Origin of the sequence: Nostoc sp. ChiVER01, assembly GCF_034531155.1 — a bacterium.
GTDB lineage: Bacteria > Cyanobacteriota > Cyanobacteriia > Cyanobacteriales > Nostocaceae > Nostoc.
The window spans coordinates 106,894-122,009 of sequence record NZ_JAVRBS010000007.1; the positions used below are offsets into that span (position 1 = coordinate 106,894).

Genomic DNA, 15,116 nt, shown 5'->3' on the forward strand with positions numbered 1-15,116 from the left:
CATACCCACATTATGGCGTAGCCTAAAAAGGCTAGGTACTTCCTTTAGATAGAAAATACTAACCCGAAAGAGGTGATGTGGAGCATGTTGCCCATTCGTGAGATGATTAATTATTAGTAGTAATTGAGATGCAAATATGTGGCGAGTAAATATTACTTGTTCAACCGATGCCTGGAAGCTATATGGTACTGAATTTAAAGCGATCGCAGAAAAGTATCAAGGTGAATTGATTAGTTCTAAAAAAATGCCAGATGGGACGCGCATCATGTCTTACAAAATTGAAGAAGTTAGCGATGCCGAAGCCTTTCAAGATGATTGTGTAAATTTTGCTGGATTTAAAACTGACTTTGAATCCTTGTAGTATTGCTTTTGATACTAATCTATGTAATCAGTATATTCAAATCAGGAGAAGTTAAGTGAGAAGACTACTTACGTTAGTGTTAGTAACATTTTTGTTATTAATCAACACATTTACTTTACCTGCTAATGCAGCAGATACAGTTAAAGGTGAACAAATATTTAGTGTTCATTGTGCTGGTTGTCATATCAACGGCAGCAACATCATCAGACGAGGTAAAAATCTCAAAAAGCAAGCGCTGAAAAAGTATGGTATGGATTCAATAGAGGCAGTTACATCTATAGTTACCAATGGTAAAAATAATATGTCAGCCTACAAAGAACGCCTCACTGAACAGCAAATTCAAGATGTTGCTGCTTATGTTCTCCAACAAGCTGAAAAAGACTGGCGTTAAGAGAAACGTGATTAATCGCCTCTGTACAAAAGTTAGGAGTTAAGAGTTAAAATTTAAGAGTTATTGATTATCGCTGTTATAAATGGTTCTTAAGAAGGTGTAAAGGCTAATAATCTTGTAATAAGATGCTTACGAACTAACTAATTCTTCATTACCTTACTCCTAACTCCTCACTCCTAATTCCTCCTAAACTTGAAAATGAACTTACCCGCAGCTAGTCGTCTCCAATTCACTCCTGATTTGAACATTTGCCGGATCTTAAATGGGATGTGGCAAGTCTCCGGCGCACACGGACGGATCAATCCCCAAGCCGCTATTGAGACTATGTTCAAATATGTAGATGCAGGCTTCACTACTTGGGATTTAGCAGACCACTATGGCCCCGCAGAAGACTTTATTGGTGAGTTTCGCTGTCAACTAATTGACACTCGTGGTAAAGATGCTTTATCTCAGGTACAAGCTTTTACAAAATGGGTACCTCGTCCTGGCAAAATGACAAAAAAACTCGTTGAGGAAAATATTGATATTTCCCTAAGAAGGATGAATGTGGAATCGTTAGATTTGATGCAATTCCACTGGTGGGAATATCAAGATAAAAATTACTTGGATGCCCTCAAATATATGGCAGAACTTCAGACTGAGGGTAAAATTAAGCATCTAGGTTTAACTAATTTTGACACAGAAAACTTGAAAATTATTACTGAAGCAGGTATCAAAATTGTTTCTAACCAAGTGCAATTTTCCCTTGTTGACCGCCGTCCCGAAATTAATATGGTGGAGTTTTGTCAACAGTATGACATAAAGCTTTTTACTTACGGTACACTATGCGGCGGTTTGTTATCAGAAAACTATTTGGGAAAACCGGAACCGCGAGGATTTGATTTATCCACTGCTAGTTTGAAAAAATATAAAAATATGATCGATGCTTGGGGTGGTTGGCGATTATTTCAAGAGTTGCTGGCTATCCTGAAGGAAATTGCTAATAAGCATGGGGTAAGTATTTCTAACGTGGCAGTGCGTTACATTTTAGATCAGCCAACCGTGGGAGGTGTGATAGTTGGTGCAAGACTTGGTGTCTCTGAACATATAGAAGATAACGCCAAAGTATTTAGTTTTAGTTTAGATGCTGACGATCGCGATCGCATCAATGCAGTATCTCGCCAGTCACACGATTTGTACCAGCTAATCGGCGATTGTGGCGATGAATATCGGCGATAACTTCCTAAAAAGGTTGATAATACGGTGAAGGTTATTGTGGAATCTACCTCTACAAACCATGCCATTAAAATAGAACGATGTTGGCAACCGTCTACTTGCCCCTCACAATGATTATAATTGTGAGGGGTAAACTATTATTTTTTTGATTAACTTATTCTTTAGAAGTACCTGAATACTTAGCTTTTTCTTATTAGTTCAATATGTAACATTATCTTAAATTGTTTTGAATATATACAGATTTATAGTAGTGTAAATCTGTAGGTTGCTTCTTGCAAAATACTTTAACAAAACAATTTAAATTTATGCTTCGCAAATTTCCATCCTTACTAGCTCCTCGCATATTTGCCGGAGGGTTGCTATTAGTATTTGGGTTTGGACAGCTTGCTTCAGCACAGTTTTCATCAAGTTCTGATGAAACTACTTTTGAGTTATTTCCTAACAAGCAGTTCATTAATTGTATGGCAGCTACTCCTGGAGTGACGCCTCGGGTTCAAGCCACCGTAAAGCGTGGCAATCTTAATGACCAGCTGACTTTGAGGCTGACAGGTTTCAAGTCTGGTTTGAAGTTTGATCTGTTTACTGTAGAGAATAGTCCTCAGCAGGCATTCGGTACCCCAAATCCAAATTTCAAGAACTTTGGTCTGGCTTGGTATCAATCTGACGTTGAGCCTAGACTTGTGACAATTAAAACTATTCTGCTAGATCAGATTTTCGGTTTTGATCCGGAAGTGAACTTACTACCTACTAATACTTTCCATGTAGGGTTTTGGTTTAACAACCCTAAAGATGCTGCTGCGTGTGGATTTGATGTTCGCAAACCTACCCCCTTTAATGGTGAACACAAGGCTGGCCCGTTAGCATTTATTAGCCGACCTAATTCTCTAACTAACCTTGGGCCGCTGTGCATTAACCCTAACACCTCAAAAAACCCGCCTACTTGCAACCCTTAACCTGTTGATTTTGGTTGTTCTTTTTTTAGCTTTAGCCAATTGGGGGTCTGTGTTCAATCAGATACCCCTTTTTCTTTAATATTTAGTCTGACCTCAGGTAAAAGCGAATATTGCTGTTAGTGCTTCTGAGTTAAGAGTAGGATAGTTCTCTAACACTTGTTGTTCTATCCATTCCGCAGCAAACAAACCCAATAAGATCGCCTGAAGACAAAGGAGTTAGCAACAGTTAAACCAATTTGCACTCTTGCTAATGCCCCGCTTTGCTGTTTTCATGCCCGCAGGGCTGTACGCAATGGGCAACTCTTGGAGACGCTAAAAGCGAACGCCCCGCTACGTTCGCAAAGCGTCTCGTAGAGAAGAGAGCAATTACGTGTTGTAACGGCGATAAAGACAAGCAGCCCAACACTTGCGGCTTGATAAAAGCCGGGGACTTAAACCCCTACATTTTGTTAAGAACTCAGAGGATTTTCAGATTTTTGATTGCTTTAGCCTCCAAGTCTAACGAGGTTTATTTACAAAGCTCAGAAGTTCAGTCACCTAACGCACTCTCCGAAAACCACTCAATTGAAAGTTAATAGTGTTTTACTCTAGCTCATACATCTGCTTATGTTTGGCTAAAAGCTTTTGATATTTCTCATTTGTCTTTGCTTCTACCCACTTGGCTTTAAATATTGCTGCTGATTCCGCTTTAACTGGGTCAACTTCATAGGGAAGAATTTCTTTTTTAGAATCTGAAGTTTCAGAATTTTGTTTATACTTCCTACCACTTTTATGATTAGCATAACGCCGAGAGCGAGTATAGCCCATTTGGATAAACTTTCGTGCCATATCTGCACCAATAAAATCATCTTTCTCTAAATAATCAAGAAACATCTCGTATATCTTTTCACTTGACTCTCTAGCAATATCAGGAGTTTTAAACCGCCAGTAAGGAAGAATTTCTGATTTGTATGGTTCAACCAAAAGTACGCCCTGCTCACCCTTCCCAACACGATAGAGTTCAGGATGTTGGCGAAAATCAATATTTTTAAAGTCTAAAGAATAATCAAAAGCCATGATAGATTTTTATTAGGAATAATAAACTTTAAAAGAAAGTTCAACTTCTATCAAAGTATTGAGATTTTGTTTTACTATGCTATCTAGCACCCAATCCGCGAACAGTGTCCTTGCGCCAGGAAATCTGCGTAAAGTGCATCACATTGCCCTCAATGTCCAAGATATGCAAGCTTCCCGCTACTTTTATGGCACTATCCTGGGTTTACATGAACTCACAGGCGAAGAGGTACCTGCAACCCTGGTAGAACTTGTCGCATCTGGGAAAGTAGCCAACTTCATCACCCCGGATGGTACAATTCTAGATTTATTTGGAGAACCCGATTTAACACCACCAAATCCCAATCCAGAAAAGACCTTTACCAGAGCCTATCATCTCGCCTTTGACATCGATCCGCAGTTATTTGATCGCGCGGTGACAGTGATCAGAGAAAATAAAATAGCGATCGCACATGGCCCAGTCACGCGTCCTACTGGTAAAGGAGTGTATTTTTACGATCCAGATGGCTTTATGATTGAAATTCGTTGTGATCCAGAAGCTAGTTAACTTAAGGGTAATAACAAAAGTATCTACTATGACCGCGAAAATCACGCAAATATTTAAACTAATTGAAGACACAATCACAAAACCCCCAATTCCACACGAACCATACAAGCAATCATTGAAAGCCTGGGCGATGTATTGTTTACGAGACAAAGGTTTTATAGTCGTTTATGCTCAAAATGCCGACTTTGCTATTGAAATAAAAGGTACAGAAAAGCTATATTTCAAAGTTTCAAATAGCCCCGATGATTTAGATAATTCTCTTAGCTGGATTGTTTGGGATAGTGCAACAAAAAGCGCCAGTCTCATTCCTAAAAAAATAGACTAATGCCAAAAAATTGCTGTAACCGAATAATTCGTAATTAATATAGGAATGGTATTTGATTTTTGAAATTATCTACGTGAGCGGGGAGTGGGGAGTAGGGAATTAGGCTTTTCAAGTTCTACCGAGCTTTTTCAGAAATCAAACATTAGTCCTATAGTCTACAGTAAATGCCTGCCTTTTATTGGGAATTACGAATTACGTTAGCGATAAACACGTTTCACAATAGACCTCTTGGCAAAAGTGCTTTTTGCACTCTTGGGGAAAAGGGTTCATGTTAAAGGGGAAAAGGACGATACAGAACTTTTTCCCCTTCCCCCCGCCCCTTATCCCCAGAGGGGGCCCCACCTTCCCCTTTTCCCGACTTATGCAAGAAGTCTAATGAAGGAATGAAAATATTTCTTCCCCATTCCCCAATCCCCAGTCCCTATTTTCAAGGCAGGTCTAATGACTAATGACTAATTCTTTCCATTCGGACGTTGAATAATTGTCTCTACCACCCGGCGCTTGGCTTTTGGATCAATACCAACCAAACGCACGTACTCACCGCTATATTCTGTCAGAGTTGATTCCAAATTTGAGATTGCATCAGACTCTGCATCAATGTGGCTATGAACACAAGTTTGCCAAGCACCTGTACGGAAGCGGCGTTCATCTACGTGTTCAACACTAATTTTATAACCTTGAGATAATAATTGCCTAATTTGAGCTTGTGTATCCAAACTCAAATGGGTAATTGATGCTTCCTGCTTTTGGAATCCATTAGTTTTTAGTTCTTGAGTTGCACCATTGCTTGAGGGCTGATTAATTGGTGTTACAGCCGCTGGTGGTGCAGATTGAGAATTTCTACCTCGATTGAGTCGGTTGTAATCATCAACCAAATGGGAATTTTCCACTCGTTTTTGTTCACCAACGAGGAAGTTACCAGACTCGATTAAATGAGACAGGCTGAAATCTGGTTTTCTAAATTCTGGTGGCCCTTCAGTGCTATTAACCACATTCAAGGATACCCGCTCAAAACCTACTTTATGGATGTAGTTGCGGATTTGTTCGTCATAAATGCGCGACCGCAAAGCACTAAAGAAGTCAATAGACTGATTGACAAAAGTATCAACTAGCTGTTCAACTTCCCTCTGTGACAGTCCATCTGATTCAAAAATTCCCCTGACAATCCCCACCTTGTCGTCTCGGTTTGGTTCCCAGTAAAATTTCTCCATCCGTCCATCCCGAATTAACGGTGCATAGAGAGTGGAAAAATCATTACCTGTGACAATAATCGGCACACGATGTAAAGGCGTGGAATCATAGCTTCCAGGCAACTGCACATCTGTGGGATTATCAGCAATATTCATCAATGTGGCATTCACTAACTGCGTATTTACAGTATATTGAGTACCTTCATCAAAGCGTCCAGCCCCCGCATCTAAATCGTTAATCATCAGTACACACATTTTGCCGCGTACTTTGATCAGTTCTGCTGTTTCCCGATAGCGCAGCCGAATCAACCGTGCTGGATCTCCTGCATCTGGACTTTCCAATTCGCCGCCAGATATGTTAGTCACTTCGATACCCATTTTCTCGAAGACTAATTGACATTGAAATGTTTTGCCTTCTCCCTTGCGTCCGTGAATACCCAAAATCACGGGAACTCGCACGCCAGGAAGCTTTAGAAAGTTTTTGGTGATGTGGACAGCCAGTTTGTCCAGAAAGCGGGGAGCGATATAGTAACCCATAAAATTATCTACCTAGCACTGCAATAATGTTAAGTTTTTTTGGTGATAACTGTTTATTTATCTTTTGGTAGAAAAGCAACACTATTTACCATACACGTCTTATTGGATATGCATCAAAAATTTTATCAGCACTCAGCAAAGGTATATTTTCCACTACCGATTGTGCAATTAAAATTCGGTCAAATGGATCACGGTGATGTAAGGGTAGTGTGGCAACAACAGTAACATGGCTAATTTTGATATCGAGTAACCTAAAATCGTTCAGGTTGAGTTGCTGTGTGATGAATATCTCAAATGGCTGATTGAAACTAAGCTTGCCTAAATTCTGCTTAATAGCTATTTCCCATAGACTAGCAATACTTAGTAAAATTTCATTATTCTCATTATTGATTAATTCTACTACTTGATTACTAAGTCTTGAATTATCTGTCACATACCAAATAAAAGTATGTGTATCCAACAGTAATCTCATTCCATATATTCCTTAAACTCTTCGAGTGGTGCATCAAAGTCATCAGATATTGTAATTAAACCCTTTGCGCTTCCAGGTTGACGGCGGTGTTTAAGTGATGATACAGGAGTTAACTTCACCAAAGGTTGATTATCTTTGATAATAATAATTTCCTCACCTCCTAGTGCTGCTTCAATTAAGTCGGGTAAGTTTTGAGATGCTTCAGCTAGAGTAATTTGTTGCATAGTTACCACCTTCGGATATCAAAATTAGGTGCTACCACTATACTAACTTTGAATGTTTGATTAAGTTAGAAGAAACCAATTTAACCAAGCGTCCCAATTTTCTACTATTTGGGCAAACTCTGTATAACCGCCTGCTCTTGGATGAACACCATCATTAGCTCTTGCTTCATTAATCCAGATGTTTGATTTTTCTAATATGGTCAAAACGTCTAAATAAGGTATATTCAATTTATTGCAAATTAAAGCAAACTGTTTAGATAAATCAGTATTTCTGTTCGTTCTTTGACTATCTTTTTGTTCTGCGTAGGGTGCAGGGCCAACCATCAAAACAGGATATAACTTTTGAGCTTTACTTAAAATTTCACAAGCATTTTTGATAGAATCTGTCAAATCCACACGAGTTTTACCATTTTCTAATGTTGTGTCATTCAATCCAAAAGAAAACACAACTCTGCCATCATATTCTTTGGGTAATCGCAGTGATACTTCCTGTAACCAACGCTTTGATATATCAGTACTCGTATCACGCCTAATTCCTAAATTATAGTAAGTAATGTCATAACCTTTTTTATTAGCATTAGCACATACTCTCCCTGTCCAACCAAGACATTCTTGATCGCCAGTACCATTAACAAAGGAGTCACCAACAAAGCAAATTCTTACTTCCGGCAGATGCTGTAATTCCATGTATTATATTTTAAAAAAGCAGAGATTTACACAAAGGGGCGCGGAGTTATTCTCTGCGTCCCTCTGCGTTTCAAAACAAATTTAAAAAATAGGAGAGGCAGATAATTCCACCTCTCCTATGAAGATAAACTAATTACTTAAAGCAACGCTTGCTTTAGTATCTGTTGCCTTTGTTAGGTTTGTGAACAAGAAAGCTGAGAACTTGGCACTGCTTGATGTTGTCAAAACCCACAACACGGATATAGCTGCTATTGAATTGAGAACGGCATCCTTGAACTTCGCTCAATACTTCTTGAGTGGATCTAGCACCGAACAAAGGCAACTTCCACATTGTCCAATATAATTCTGTTGGCTCAGAAGTTTCATTAAACTCGATCGCTGGAATGTAACCTTGATTCAAAATGTACTGGATCTGCTTGGAAATTTGAGCGTCAGACAGAGGTGGCAGATAAGAAAGGGTTTCGTAACGACGCTCTTTTGGTAAAGTTTGCATAGCTTTTGATAATGGGTTGCGATTTTTGACTACTAGGTTGAGCGAACTAATTGGATAAGTTATCCAAATTCGGATCTGAAGTTGCTTGCTGTTCTGGTTGCAGACTGGGGTTAGATGTGTCTATTCGTGTGATGCGTTCTAAATGCTGACGACGCTGTTCCATATTGGCTTGCTGAATGCCAGTGTGAACCATTTCTGGTAAAAATTCGATGATTTCTTCCGCAATGTGTTCTCTAACAGTCATGATTCGCAAAGCCAAATCTGGTTTTTCTCGCAACAGTTGTTCAATATACGATTCACCATCCTGAATTTTGTCGGCAGAAAAGTTATGCAGCCAAAGTTCTAATGGAGGATTCGTTTCGCCTAGCTGTGCCAATACTGTCCTTAGAGCCTGATAAGTCAGGTAGCTTTGGAGAGTCTTGGCTGTGTCCTTCGCAATTTGCTTAAGATTCATGCTTGACCCCAGCCCTGAAGAGTTATGAGTTATGAGTTATGAGTTATGAATTAATGCAAATCCTAACTCTTGTACAGAAGCGATTCATCAGCCAGCGTATTGGGGGGGTGCCCACGGCAGTTCCTTCAAGTCGGCGAAGTCGTCCAACGGACTGCCTCCCCGTTGTAGCGACTGGCGTCGCGTCTCTACTGTACAGATGCGATTAATCGCTTCTCTAACTCTTAACTCTTAACTGTTAACCCAGATCAGACGGTATCCATTGCTTCAAACTCGAACTTGATTTCTTTCCACAGTTCGCAAGCAACAGCTAGTTCAGGAGACCACTTGGCAGCTTCGCGGATGATATCGTTACCTTCACGAGCCAAGTTGCGGCCTTCGTTACGAGCTTGAACAACGGCTTCCAAGGCGACGCGGTTAGCGGTTGCACCAGGAGCGTTACCCCAAGGATGTCCCAGAGTACCACCACCGAATTGTAGTACGGAGTCATCACCAAAGATTTCTACCAGCGCGGGCATGTGCCATACGTGGATACCACCAGAAGCAACTGCCATTACACCAGGTAAAGAAGCCCAGTCTTGGGTAAAGTAAATACCACGAGACTTGTCTTGCTCAATGTAGTTTTCACGCAACAGGTCAACGAAGCCCATTGTGATGCCGCGCTCACCTTCCAACTTACCAACTACTGTACCGGTGTGGATGTGGTCACCACCAGACAAACGTAGGGCTTTAGCCAATACACGGAAGTGGATACCGTGATTTTTTTGACGGTCGATTACAGCGTGCATAGCACGGTGAATGTGTAGCAGAATACCATTATCACGACACCAACGAGCCAATGTGGTGTTGGCGGTGAAACCTGCGGTTAGGTAGTCATGCATGATGATGGGCATTTTGAGTTCTTTTGCGTACTCAGCCCGCTTCAGCATTTCTTCACAGGTAGGAGCGGTAACGTTTAGGTAGTGACCTTTGATTTCACCGGTTTCTGCTTGGGATTTGTTGATAGCTTCAGCTACGAACAAGAAGCGATCGCGCCATCTTTGGAATGGTGCAGAGTTGATGTTTTCGTCGTCTTTGGTGAAGTCCAAACCACCACGTAAGCACTCGTATACAGCGCGTCCGTAGTTCTTAGCAGAAAGACCCAATTTGGGCTTAATGGTACAACCCAGTAAAGGACGACCGTATTTGTTCAACTTGTCGCGCTCAACTTGGATACCGTGAGGAGGCCCTTGGAAGGTCTTGATGTAAGCAACAGGAAAGCGAATATCTTCTAAACGCAGTGCCCGCAGAGCTTTGAAACCAAATACGTTACCTACAATTGAGGTCAAAACGTTGGTTACAGAACCTTCTTCAAACAAGTCCAAAGGATAGGCAACGTAGCAGATGTACTGGTTGTCTTCACCGGGAACTGGTTCGATATCGTAGCAACGACCTTTGTAGCGATCGAGGTCGGTGAGCAAGTCTGTCCACACAGTTGTCCAAGTACCTGTGGAAGACTCAGCCGCTACAGCCGCACCTGCTTCTTCGGGAGGAACACCAGGCTGGGGTGTCATGCGGAACGCAGCTAGAAGATCGGTATCTTTTGGTGTGTAATCGGGTGTGTAATAAGTTAGTCTGTAATCCTTAACCCCGGCTTGATACCCAGACTTGCTCTGAGTCTTCGTTTGAGCGTAAGACATATTTTATCCTTCCCTGAAATCACTCTTGTTAATTATCAAATCACGTTTTGTGCAACTTCCCCTCACCCGATTTTTTCCCCCTTCATCGGGGAAAAGAACGGTAAAAATTTTTGTTAAGGGTTGTTTTTGGCAAAGGGTAGCAGTTTTTTTCCGGCTGACACTTTGGTAGCGGTGGTAGCCCTCCTCACCAGTGTTATCCCCTTCTAGGGGAAAACGACCTAGCGCTTCTACTGTACCCTCTTCTTACGAATCAAAATTCTTTTTTACCTCTTCTTCGCACCTAACTAAACCTTCTCAATTTCACCAAAACTTCCGCTTTTGCGGCTTGATTTAAATAATTTCCCTACAAATCGGGGTATTCAGGGGATTGGGCTAGCTGGCACACATTCCCGCCTCTACACTCCTTATATCTTTTCCGTTGATGGAAAAGATACCAGAAAAGAATTTACTTGACAGAGATTTAGCAGAGTCGTGAGCGTAAAGATAAAAAATTGCACACCACGTAATTTGTAACTTATTCCACAATATATCAATAATTGGATAAGTTATTCTTTGAAAGTTTTTAACTTATATATTTAATTTTGTTATTATATAAAAATTTAACATTTTGTTACATATGCTTTACAAAGTGTCATCAATAACTGTAAAGAAGCGAGTGGGGAGTTAGGAGTTAAGAGTTATAAAAATTATTTTCCCAATGCCCAATCTCTATAAAATTTGAGAAAAATTCTAGATGACGTTTAAAAAATTCCGACTAGGGGAACACTGGAAGTAACCCAAAGGCAGTTTAGGTAACGGCTATGGGTACTGTCTCCAAAGGAAATGTCACCGTGGTATTGTTTTGCAAGCGTACTAGTTTATTGATTACTTCTATCTTGCTGGGGTTGATAGCTTTGCCAAGTATAGGATGGGCACAAAAAACCCCTGATATTAATTCATCTGATCTAACTCCTGCTTACCCACCTTCTGCACCGCCACCGCGAGTAGAACCTTTGCCCGATGAGCGTAGAGTGCAAGAAAATTCACCAAAAACCGATTATCGTGTGGGTAACTTACTAGGAGATATTACTGGCAATCTTTGGGTAGGTTCTTGGCGGGGACTATCGCGGATTGATCCTAAAACTGGCAAGATTATTTCTCGTGTTAATTTACCAAATGTTGCCATTGGTGCTTTAGCCCAAGACAAAGTAGGACGTTTGTGGGTAGGAAGTTATGATGGACTGTTCCGAGTAGACCCCCGTACTAGTGAAATCACCGCGCAGAATTTATTTTTGCCTTCCAAACGGGTGTTGTCATTGTTAGTTGACAAACGGGGTTATTTGTGGACTGGAACCGATAGCGGTTTAGCTCTAATTAGTCCTGACCAAGGTCTAATTATGACAACATTAAAAAATCTGCCTGGTGTCAGCGCCAATACCCTGACTTTAGATGCTGAAGGTCAACTGTGGGTTGGCACTCTTGATGGATTGGTGCGGATAAATACTGCTAGTGCTGCAATTATGAAGCGGATAGCCGATTTACCAGGGACGACTGTCCAAGCTTTAGCTATCAGTCCAGAAGGATTAATTTGGGCAGGAATGCCAAATAATTTACTAGTTATTAATCCAAAAACTGGTGCAGTGTTGCGTTCTGTAACTCGCCTGCGTGGGCGTGACGTGACGGCGGTACGTTTTGCTAAAGATGGTAGTGTCTGGGTCGGGACTAACAATGGTTTGTTACGATTAAATCCAAATACAGGGGCTGTGTTAGATGCAGAAGTTGCTGGACTTCCTTCTAGTCGGGTTCTTGCTCTTGCACCTGACATTGCCAATAAATTATGGATCGGCACTAGTGAAGGTCTAGCTTGGTTAATGCCCAAAACTGACAGTGCAAAAACCCATATTGCTTTCAGTCGCGCTGTTAAATGAGGGAATGGGGAGTGGGGAAAGACGCGATTAATCGCGTCTGTACAAAGTGGTGAAATTCCCTAATCCCTAATCTCTATTCCCCACTCCCTACTCCCTACTCCCCACCTAGAAAAATGGCAATCACTACCCAGCAATTAATTCAATGGAAACAACAGGGACGTTCAATTGTGGCGTTGACAGCCTGGGATTATGCGATCGCTCAACTCATCGATGCAGCTGGTGTAGATTTAATCCTTGTGGGCGACTCTATGGCAGTAGTTTTAGGGTATGAAACAACACTGCCGATAACTTTGGATGAGATGATCTACCACGCCAAATCCGTGCGTCGTGGGGTTAAACGCGCATTAGTGGTGGTAGATTTACCCTTTTTGACGTATCAAGAAAGTCTCCAGCAAGCAATGCACTCTGCTGGGCGGGTACTCAAGGAAACGGGCGCTCAAGCAGTAAAATTGGAAGGTGGCTATCCAGCGATCGCAGAAACTATTGCTCGTTTGGTACAAGCTGGAATTCCGGTAATGGGTCATGTCGGTTTGACACCGCAATCAGTACATCAACTCGGTTTGCGACAACAAGGGAAAACGCAAGAGGCGAGTGAGAGGATTTTACAAGAAGCGATCGCTCTGGAACAAGCAGGTGTATTTTCTCTAGTTTTAGAGCATATACCCGTAGATTTGGCAATGCACATTACACAAAAATTAAGCATTCCCACAATCGGTATCGGTGCGGGAACTCACTGCGATGGACAAGTTTTAGTTACCTCTGATGTCCTCGGACTTACCGAAAAGCATCCACCATTTGCCAAAGTTTACACAAACTTGCGAGAAACTATTACCAAAGCCGTGCAAGATTATGCTGTGGAAGTACGCGATCGGAAATTTCCATAGGCATGGATTTTACGATCAAAAAATACAAAAAGCTGCCAAATAGCTAGTTTTCCATCTGTGATAATTTATGCAATTAGAGAGAAGCACATTATAAAATTGCTAAAGTTCAAAATTGTGCCTTAACATCCAGAGTGAAAACTGACAGCATCTTTTATCGTTTATTTCAAGAATTCCCCAGTATATTCTTTGAACTGATTGGCAATCCTCCTGAGACTGCCAATACCTATCAATTCTCTTCAGTTGAAATCAAACAAACTGCTTTTAGAATAAATGGTGTATTTCTTCCGACTCAAAACGAAGAAAATCCGATTTATTTCGTTGAAGTTCAATTTCAACCAGACTCAGATATTTATTTGCGCCTAGTTTCAGAAGTATTTCTCTATTTGCGGCAAAAGAAATCTAAAAATTCTTGGCGAGGAGTGGTGATTTATCCTAGAAGGAATATAGATACTGGTGAACGACAAGATTGCCACGAATTCTTCAACAGCAATCGTATTAGTATAATTTACTTAGATGAATTAGGCGAAGCTGCATCACTACCAATAGGTATTGCTACCCTAAAATTAGTAATTGAAGATGAAGATACAACTATTACTAGCGCAAGAGTTCTAATTAACCGTACTAAACAAGCGGTAAATTTGCAACTACCACAAAAACAATTACTAGAATTAATAGAGACAATCTTAGTTTATAAACTGCCTAACATAAGTCGAGAGGAGATAGAAGCAATGTTTGGGTTAAGTGAGTTGAAGCAAACACGGGTTTATCAAGAAGCTAAACAAGAAGGTAAACAAGAAGGTCGTTTTGAGGCAAAGTTAGAAGCTGTACCTAAACTGCTAGCACTAGGTTTAAGTGTAGAACAGATATCACAGGCGTTAGATTTGGATGTTGCACAAGTCCAGCAAGCAATACAGCAAACGCCTCTAAATGAATAAATTCAGATAAGTGATGTTTGGCGCCAAGCCTTTTTGCTTTTAAGAATTTTAGATTAATGCGATCGCCATCTCAAATAGAAATATCAGCTAAAAACCCCATACTTAGAGGTGCAGCAATGGTACAACAAGTTACACCAGAAACCACCATCGAAGTCATCTACCCAGAAAGCGACGGACAGCCAATGGCGGATAATACAGAACAATTTACATGGATTGTCAAAATTAAAGAAAATTTAGAAATTTTATTTGCATCGCAAGCTGATGTATTTATCGCCGGAGATTTATTTTGGTATCCAGTTAAAGGAAGCCCAAATATTAAACAAGCGCCGGATACAATGGTAGTCTTTGGCAGACCAAAAGGAAAACGGGGTTCTTATTTACAATGGGATGAAGATAATATCCCGCCACAGGTAGTATTTGAAATTCTATCGCCAGGTAACACCCTTAAAGAAATGACCAAAAAATTGCAGTTTTACCAGCGTTATGGCGTGGAAGAATATTATATTTATGATCCAGCCAAGAACGATTTAAATGGCTTGCTCGGTTCTGGAGATAGTTTTGAAGTCATCGAAGAGATGAATGGCTGGGTAAGTCCGCGTTTGGGAATCCGTTTTACACTGACACCGGATACTTTGGAAATTGTTTCTCCCACCGGACAAAAGTTTTTGTCACCTGTAGAAATTGACCAGTTACGGGAACAAGAACGTCAAGCAAAGGAAGCGGCTTTACAAGAATTAGAAAAAGAGCGCGATCGCTATCAAGAATTGTTAGCTAAACTCAAAGAAAAGGGAATTGATACAGATAATTTCTAA

Annotated in this window: 18 protein-coding genes; 10 read left to right on the forward strand and 8 right to left on the reverse strand. The window is 40.8% G+C overall.

The genetic code is table 11. From position 1 onward, the window contains the following. The first annotated feature begins 136 nt into the window (after positions 1–136). The 4 genes from RMY00_RS11780 (at position 137) to RMY00_RS11795 (ending at position 2,920) form a co-directional block, all read left to right on the forward strand. On the forward strand, positions 137–361 hold the full coding sequence (locus tag RMY00_RS11780) for a hypothetical protein (protein ID WP_322647715.1): 225 nt from the start codon (positions 137–139) through the stop codon (positions 359–361). A 55-nt stretch (positions 362–416) separates the two neighbouring features. Further along, positions 417–752 (forward strand): cytochrome c6 PetJ, encoded by a 336-nt coding sequence (gene petJ / locus RMY00_RS11785; RefSeq protein ID WP_322647716.1) that lies wholly within the window; start codon positions 417–419, stop codon positions 750–752. Between the two features lie 198 nt (positions 753–950). Beyond that, entirely contained in the window at positions 951–1,970 is a 1,020-nt protein-coding gene (locus RMY00_RS11790) for an aldo/keto reductase (protein WP_322647717.1), read from the forward strand. 302 nt (positions 1,971–2,272) lie between these two features. Next, a complete protein-coding gene (locus RMY00_RS11795; RefSeq protein WP_322647718.1) occupies positions 2,273–2,920 on the forward strand; it encodes a hypothetical protein in 648 nt (215 codons plus the stop codon). 582 nt (positions 2,921–3,502) lie between these two features. Here the strand turns inward: RMY00_RS11795 and RMY00_RS11800 are convergent. Next, complete coding sequence (locus RMY00_RS11800; protein WP_322647719.1) at positions 3,503–3,976, reverse strand: DUF4385 domain-containing protein; 474 nt, start codon at positions 3,974–3,976, stop codon at positions 3,503–3,505. A 76-nt stretch (positions 3,977–4,052) separates the two neighbouring features. Between RMY00_RS11800 and RMY00_RS11805 the strand changes: the two genes are divergently transcribed. Both RMY00_RS11805 and RMY00_RS11810 read left to right on the forward strand, forming a co-directional pair. Further along, positions 4,053–4,520: a VOC family protein gene (locus RMY00_RS11805; RefSeq protein ID WP_322647720.1), complete on the forward strand. Its 468-nt coding sequence runs from the start codon at positions 4,053–4,055 to the stop codon at positions 4,518–4,520. Between the two features lie 28 nt (positions 4,521–4,548). Next, entirely contained in the window at positions 4,549–4,845 is a 297-nt protein-coding gene (locus RMY00_RS11810; RefSeq protein ID WP_322647721.1) for a hypothetical protein, read from the forward strand. A 452-nt stretch (positions 4,846–5,297) separates the two neighbouring features. On the opposite strand, the gene RMY00_RS11815 is transcribed toward RMY00_RS11810, so the two are convergent. From RMY00_RS11815 to RMY00_RS11845, 7 genes are all read right to left on the reverse strand, one after another. Beyond that, the gene (locus RMY00_RS11815; protein ID WP_322647722.1) at positions 5,298–6,572 is read right to left on the reverse strand and encodes a ribulose bisphosphate carboxylase small subunit; all 1,275 of its coding nucleotides are present in this window, start codon (positions 6,570–6,572) and stop codon (positions 5,298–5,300) included. Between the two features lie 85 nt (positions 6,573–6,657). Further along, positions 6,658–7,044, reverse strand: coding sequence for a type II toxin-antitoxin system VapC family toxin (locus tag RMY00_RS11820; RefSeq protein ID WP_322647723.1), 387 nt, complete (start codon positions 7,042–7,044; stop codon positions 6,658–6,660). Further along, a complete protein-coding gene (locus RMY00_RS11825; RefSeq protein ID WP_322647724.1) occupies positions 7,041–7,268 on the reverse strand; it encodes a type II toxin-antitoxin system prevent-host-death family antitoxin in 228 nt (75 codons plus the stop codon). The genes RMY00_RS11820 and RMY00_RS11825 overlap by 4 nt, the downstream gene beginning before the upstream one ends. 60 nt (positions 7,269–7,328) lie before the next feature. Further along, entirely contained in the window at positions 7,329–7,955 is a 627-nt protein-coding gene (locus RMY00_RS11830) for a GDSL-type esterase/lipase family protein (RefSeq protein WP_322647725.1), read from the reverse strand. A 154-nt stretch (positions 7,956–8,109) separates the two neighbouring features. After that, entirely contained in the window at positions 8,110–8,448 is a 339-nt protein-coding gene (locus tag RMY00_RS11835; protein WP_322647726.1) for a ribulose bisphosphate carboxylase small subunit, read from the reverse strand. Positions 8,449–8,494: 46 nt separating this feature from the next. Beyond that, the gene (gene rcbX / locus RMY00_RS11840; protein WP_322647727.1) at positions 8,495–8,902 is read right to left on the reverse strand and encodes a RuBisCO chaperone RbcX; all 408 of its coding nucleotides are present in this window, start codon (positions 8,900–8,902) and stop codon (positions 8,495–8,497) included. Between the two features lie 245 nt (positions 8,903–9,147). Then, entirely contained in the window at positions 9,148–10,578 is a 1,431-nt protein-coding gene (locus RMY00_RS11845) for a form I ribulose bisphosphate carboxylase large subunit (RefSeq protein WP_100900845.1), read from the reverse strand. A gap of 800 nt (positions 10,579–11,378) precedes the next feature. Here RMY00_RS11845 and RMY00_RS11850 point away from each other — a divergent pair. The 4 genes from RMY00_RS11850 to RMY00_RS11865 all read left to right on the forward strand — a co-directional run bounded on the left by RMY00_RS11850 (position 11,379) and on the right by RMY00_RS11865 (position 15,116). Beyond that, on the forward strand, positions 11,379–12,485 hold the full coding sequence (locus tag RMY00_RS11850) for a ligand-binding sensor domain-containing protein (protein WP_322647728.1): 1,107 nt from the start codon (positions 11,379–11,381) through the stop codon (positions 12,483–12,485). A gap of 113 nt (positions 12,486–12,598) precedes the next feature. Next, positions 12,599–13,369: a 3-methyl-2-oxobutanoate hydroxymethyltransferase gene (panB, locus tag RMY00_RS11855; protein ID WP_322647729.1), complete on the forward strand. Its 771-nt coding sequence runs from the start codon at positions 12,599–12,601 to the stop codon at positions 13,367–13,369. Between the two features lie 131 nt (positions 13,370–13,500). Beyond that, positions 13,501–14,304, forward strand: a complete 804-nt coding sequence (locus RMY00_RS11860) for an Rpn family recombination-promoting nuclease/putative transposase (protein ID WP_322647730.1) — start codon at positions 13,501–13,503, stop codon at positions 14,302–14,304. 116 nt (positions 14,305–14,420) lie between these two features. Further along, on the forward strand, positions 14,421–15,116 hold the full coding sequence (locus RMY00_RS11865; RefSeq protein ID WP_322647852.1) for a Uma2 family endonuclease: 696 nt from the start codon (positions 14,421–14,423) through the stop codon (positions 15,114–15,116).

Coding starts and splice junctions, on each gene's coding strand:
- RMY00_RS11780 (WP_322647715.1), top strand. CDS start 137: ATGTGGCGAGTAAATATTACTTGTTCAACCGATGCCTGGAAGCTATAT.
- RMY00_RS11790 (WP_322647717.1), top strand. CDS start 951: ATGAACTTACCCGCAGCTAGTCGTCTCCAATTCACTCCTGATTTGAAC.
- RMY00_RS11795 (WP_322647718.1), top strand. CDS start 2,273: ATGCTTCGCAAATTTCCATCCTTACTAGCTCCTCGCATATTTGCCGGA.
- RMY00_RS11800 (WP_322647719.1), bottom strand. CDS start 3,976: ATGGCTTTTGATTATTCTTTAGACTTTAAAAATATTGATTTTCGCCAA.
- RMY00_RS11805 (WP_322647720.1), top strand. CDS start 4,053: ATGCTATCTAGCACCCAATCCGCGAACAGTGTCCTTGCGCCAGGAAAT.
- RMY00_RS11810 (WP_322647721.1), top strand. CDS start 4,549: ATGACCGCGAAAATCACGCAAATATTTAAACTAATTGAAGACACAATC.
- RMY00_RS11815 (WP_322647722.1), bottom strand. CDS start 6,572: ATGGGTTACTATATCGCTCCCCGCTTTCTGGACAAACTGGCTGTCCAC.
- RMY00_RS11820 (WP_322647723.1), bottom strand. CDS start 7,044: ATGAGATTACTGTTGGATACACATACTTTTATTTGGTATGTGACAGAT.
- RMY00_RS11825 (WP_322647724.1), bottom strand. CDS start 7,268: ATGCAACAAATTACTCTAGCTGAAGCATCTCAAAACTTACCCGACTTA.
- RMY00_RS11830 (WP_322647725.1), bottom strand. CDS start 7,955: ATGGAATTACAGCATCTGCCGGAAGTAAGAATTTGCTTTGTTGGTGAC.
- RMY00_RS11835 (WP_322647726.1), bottom strand. CDS start 8,448: ATGCAAACTTTACCAAAAGAGCGTCGTTACGAAACCCTTTCTTATCTG.
- rcbX (WP_322647727.1), bottom strand. CDS start 8,902: ATGAATCTTAAGCAAATTGCGAAGGACACAGCCAAGACTCTCCAAAGC.
- RMY00_RS11845 (WP_100900845.1), bottom strand. CDS start 10,578: ATGTCTTACGCTCAAACGAAGACTCAGAGCAAGTCTGGGTATCAAGCC.
- RMY00_RS11850 (WP_322647728.1), top strand. CDS start 11,379: ATGGGTACTGTCTCCAAAGGAAATGTCACCGTGGTATTGTTTTGCAAG.
- panB (WP_322647729.1), top strand. CDS start 12,599: ATGGCAATCACTACCCAGCAATTAATTCAATGGAAACAACAGGGACGT.
- RMY00_RS11865 (WP_322647852.1), top strand. CDS start 14,421: ATGGTACAACAAGTTACACCAGAAACCACCATCGAAGTCATCTACCCA.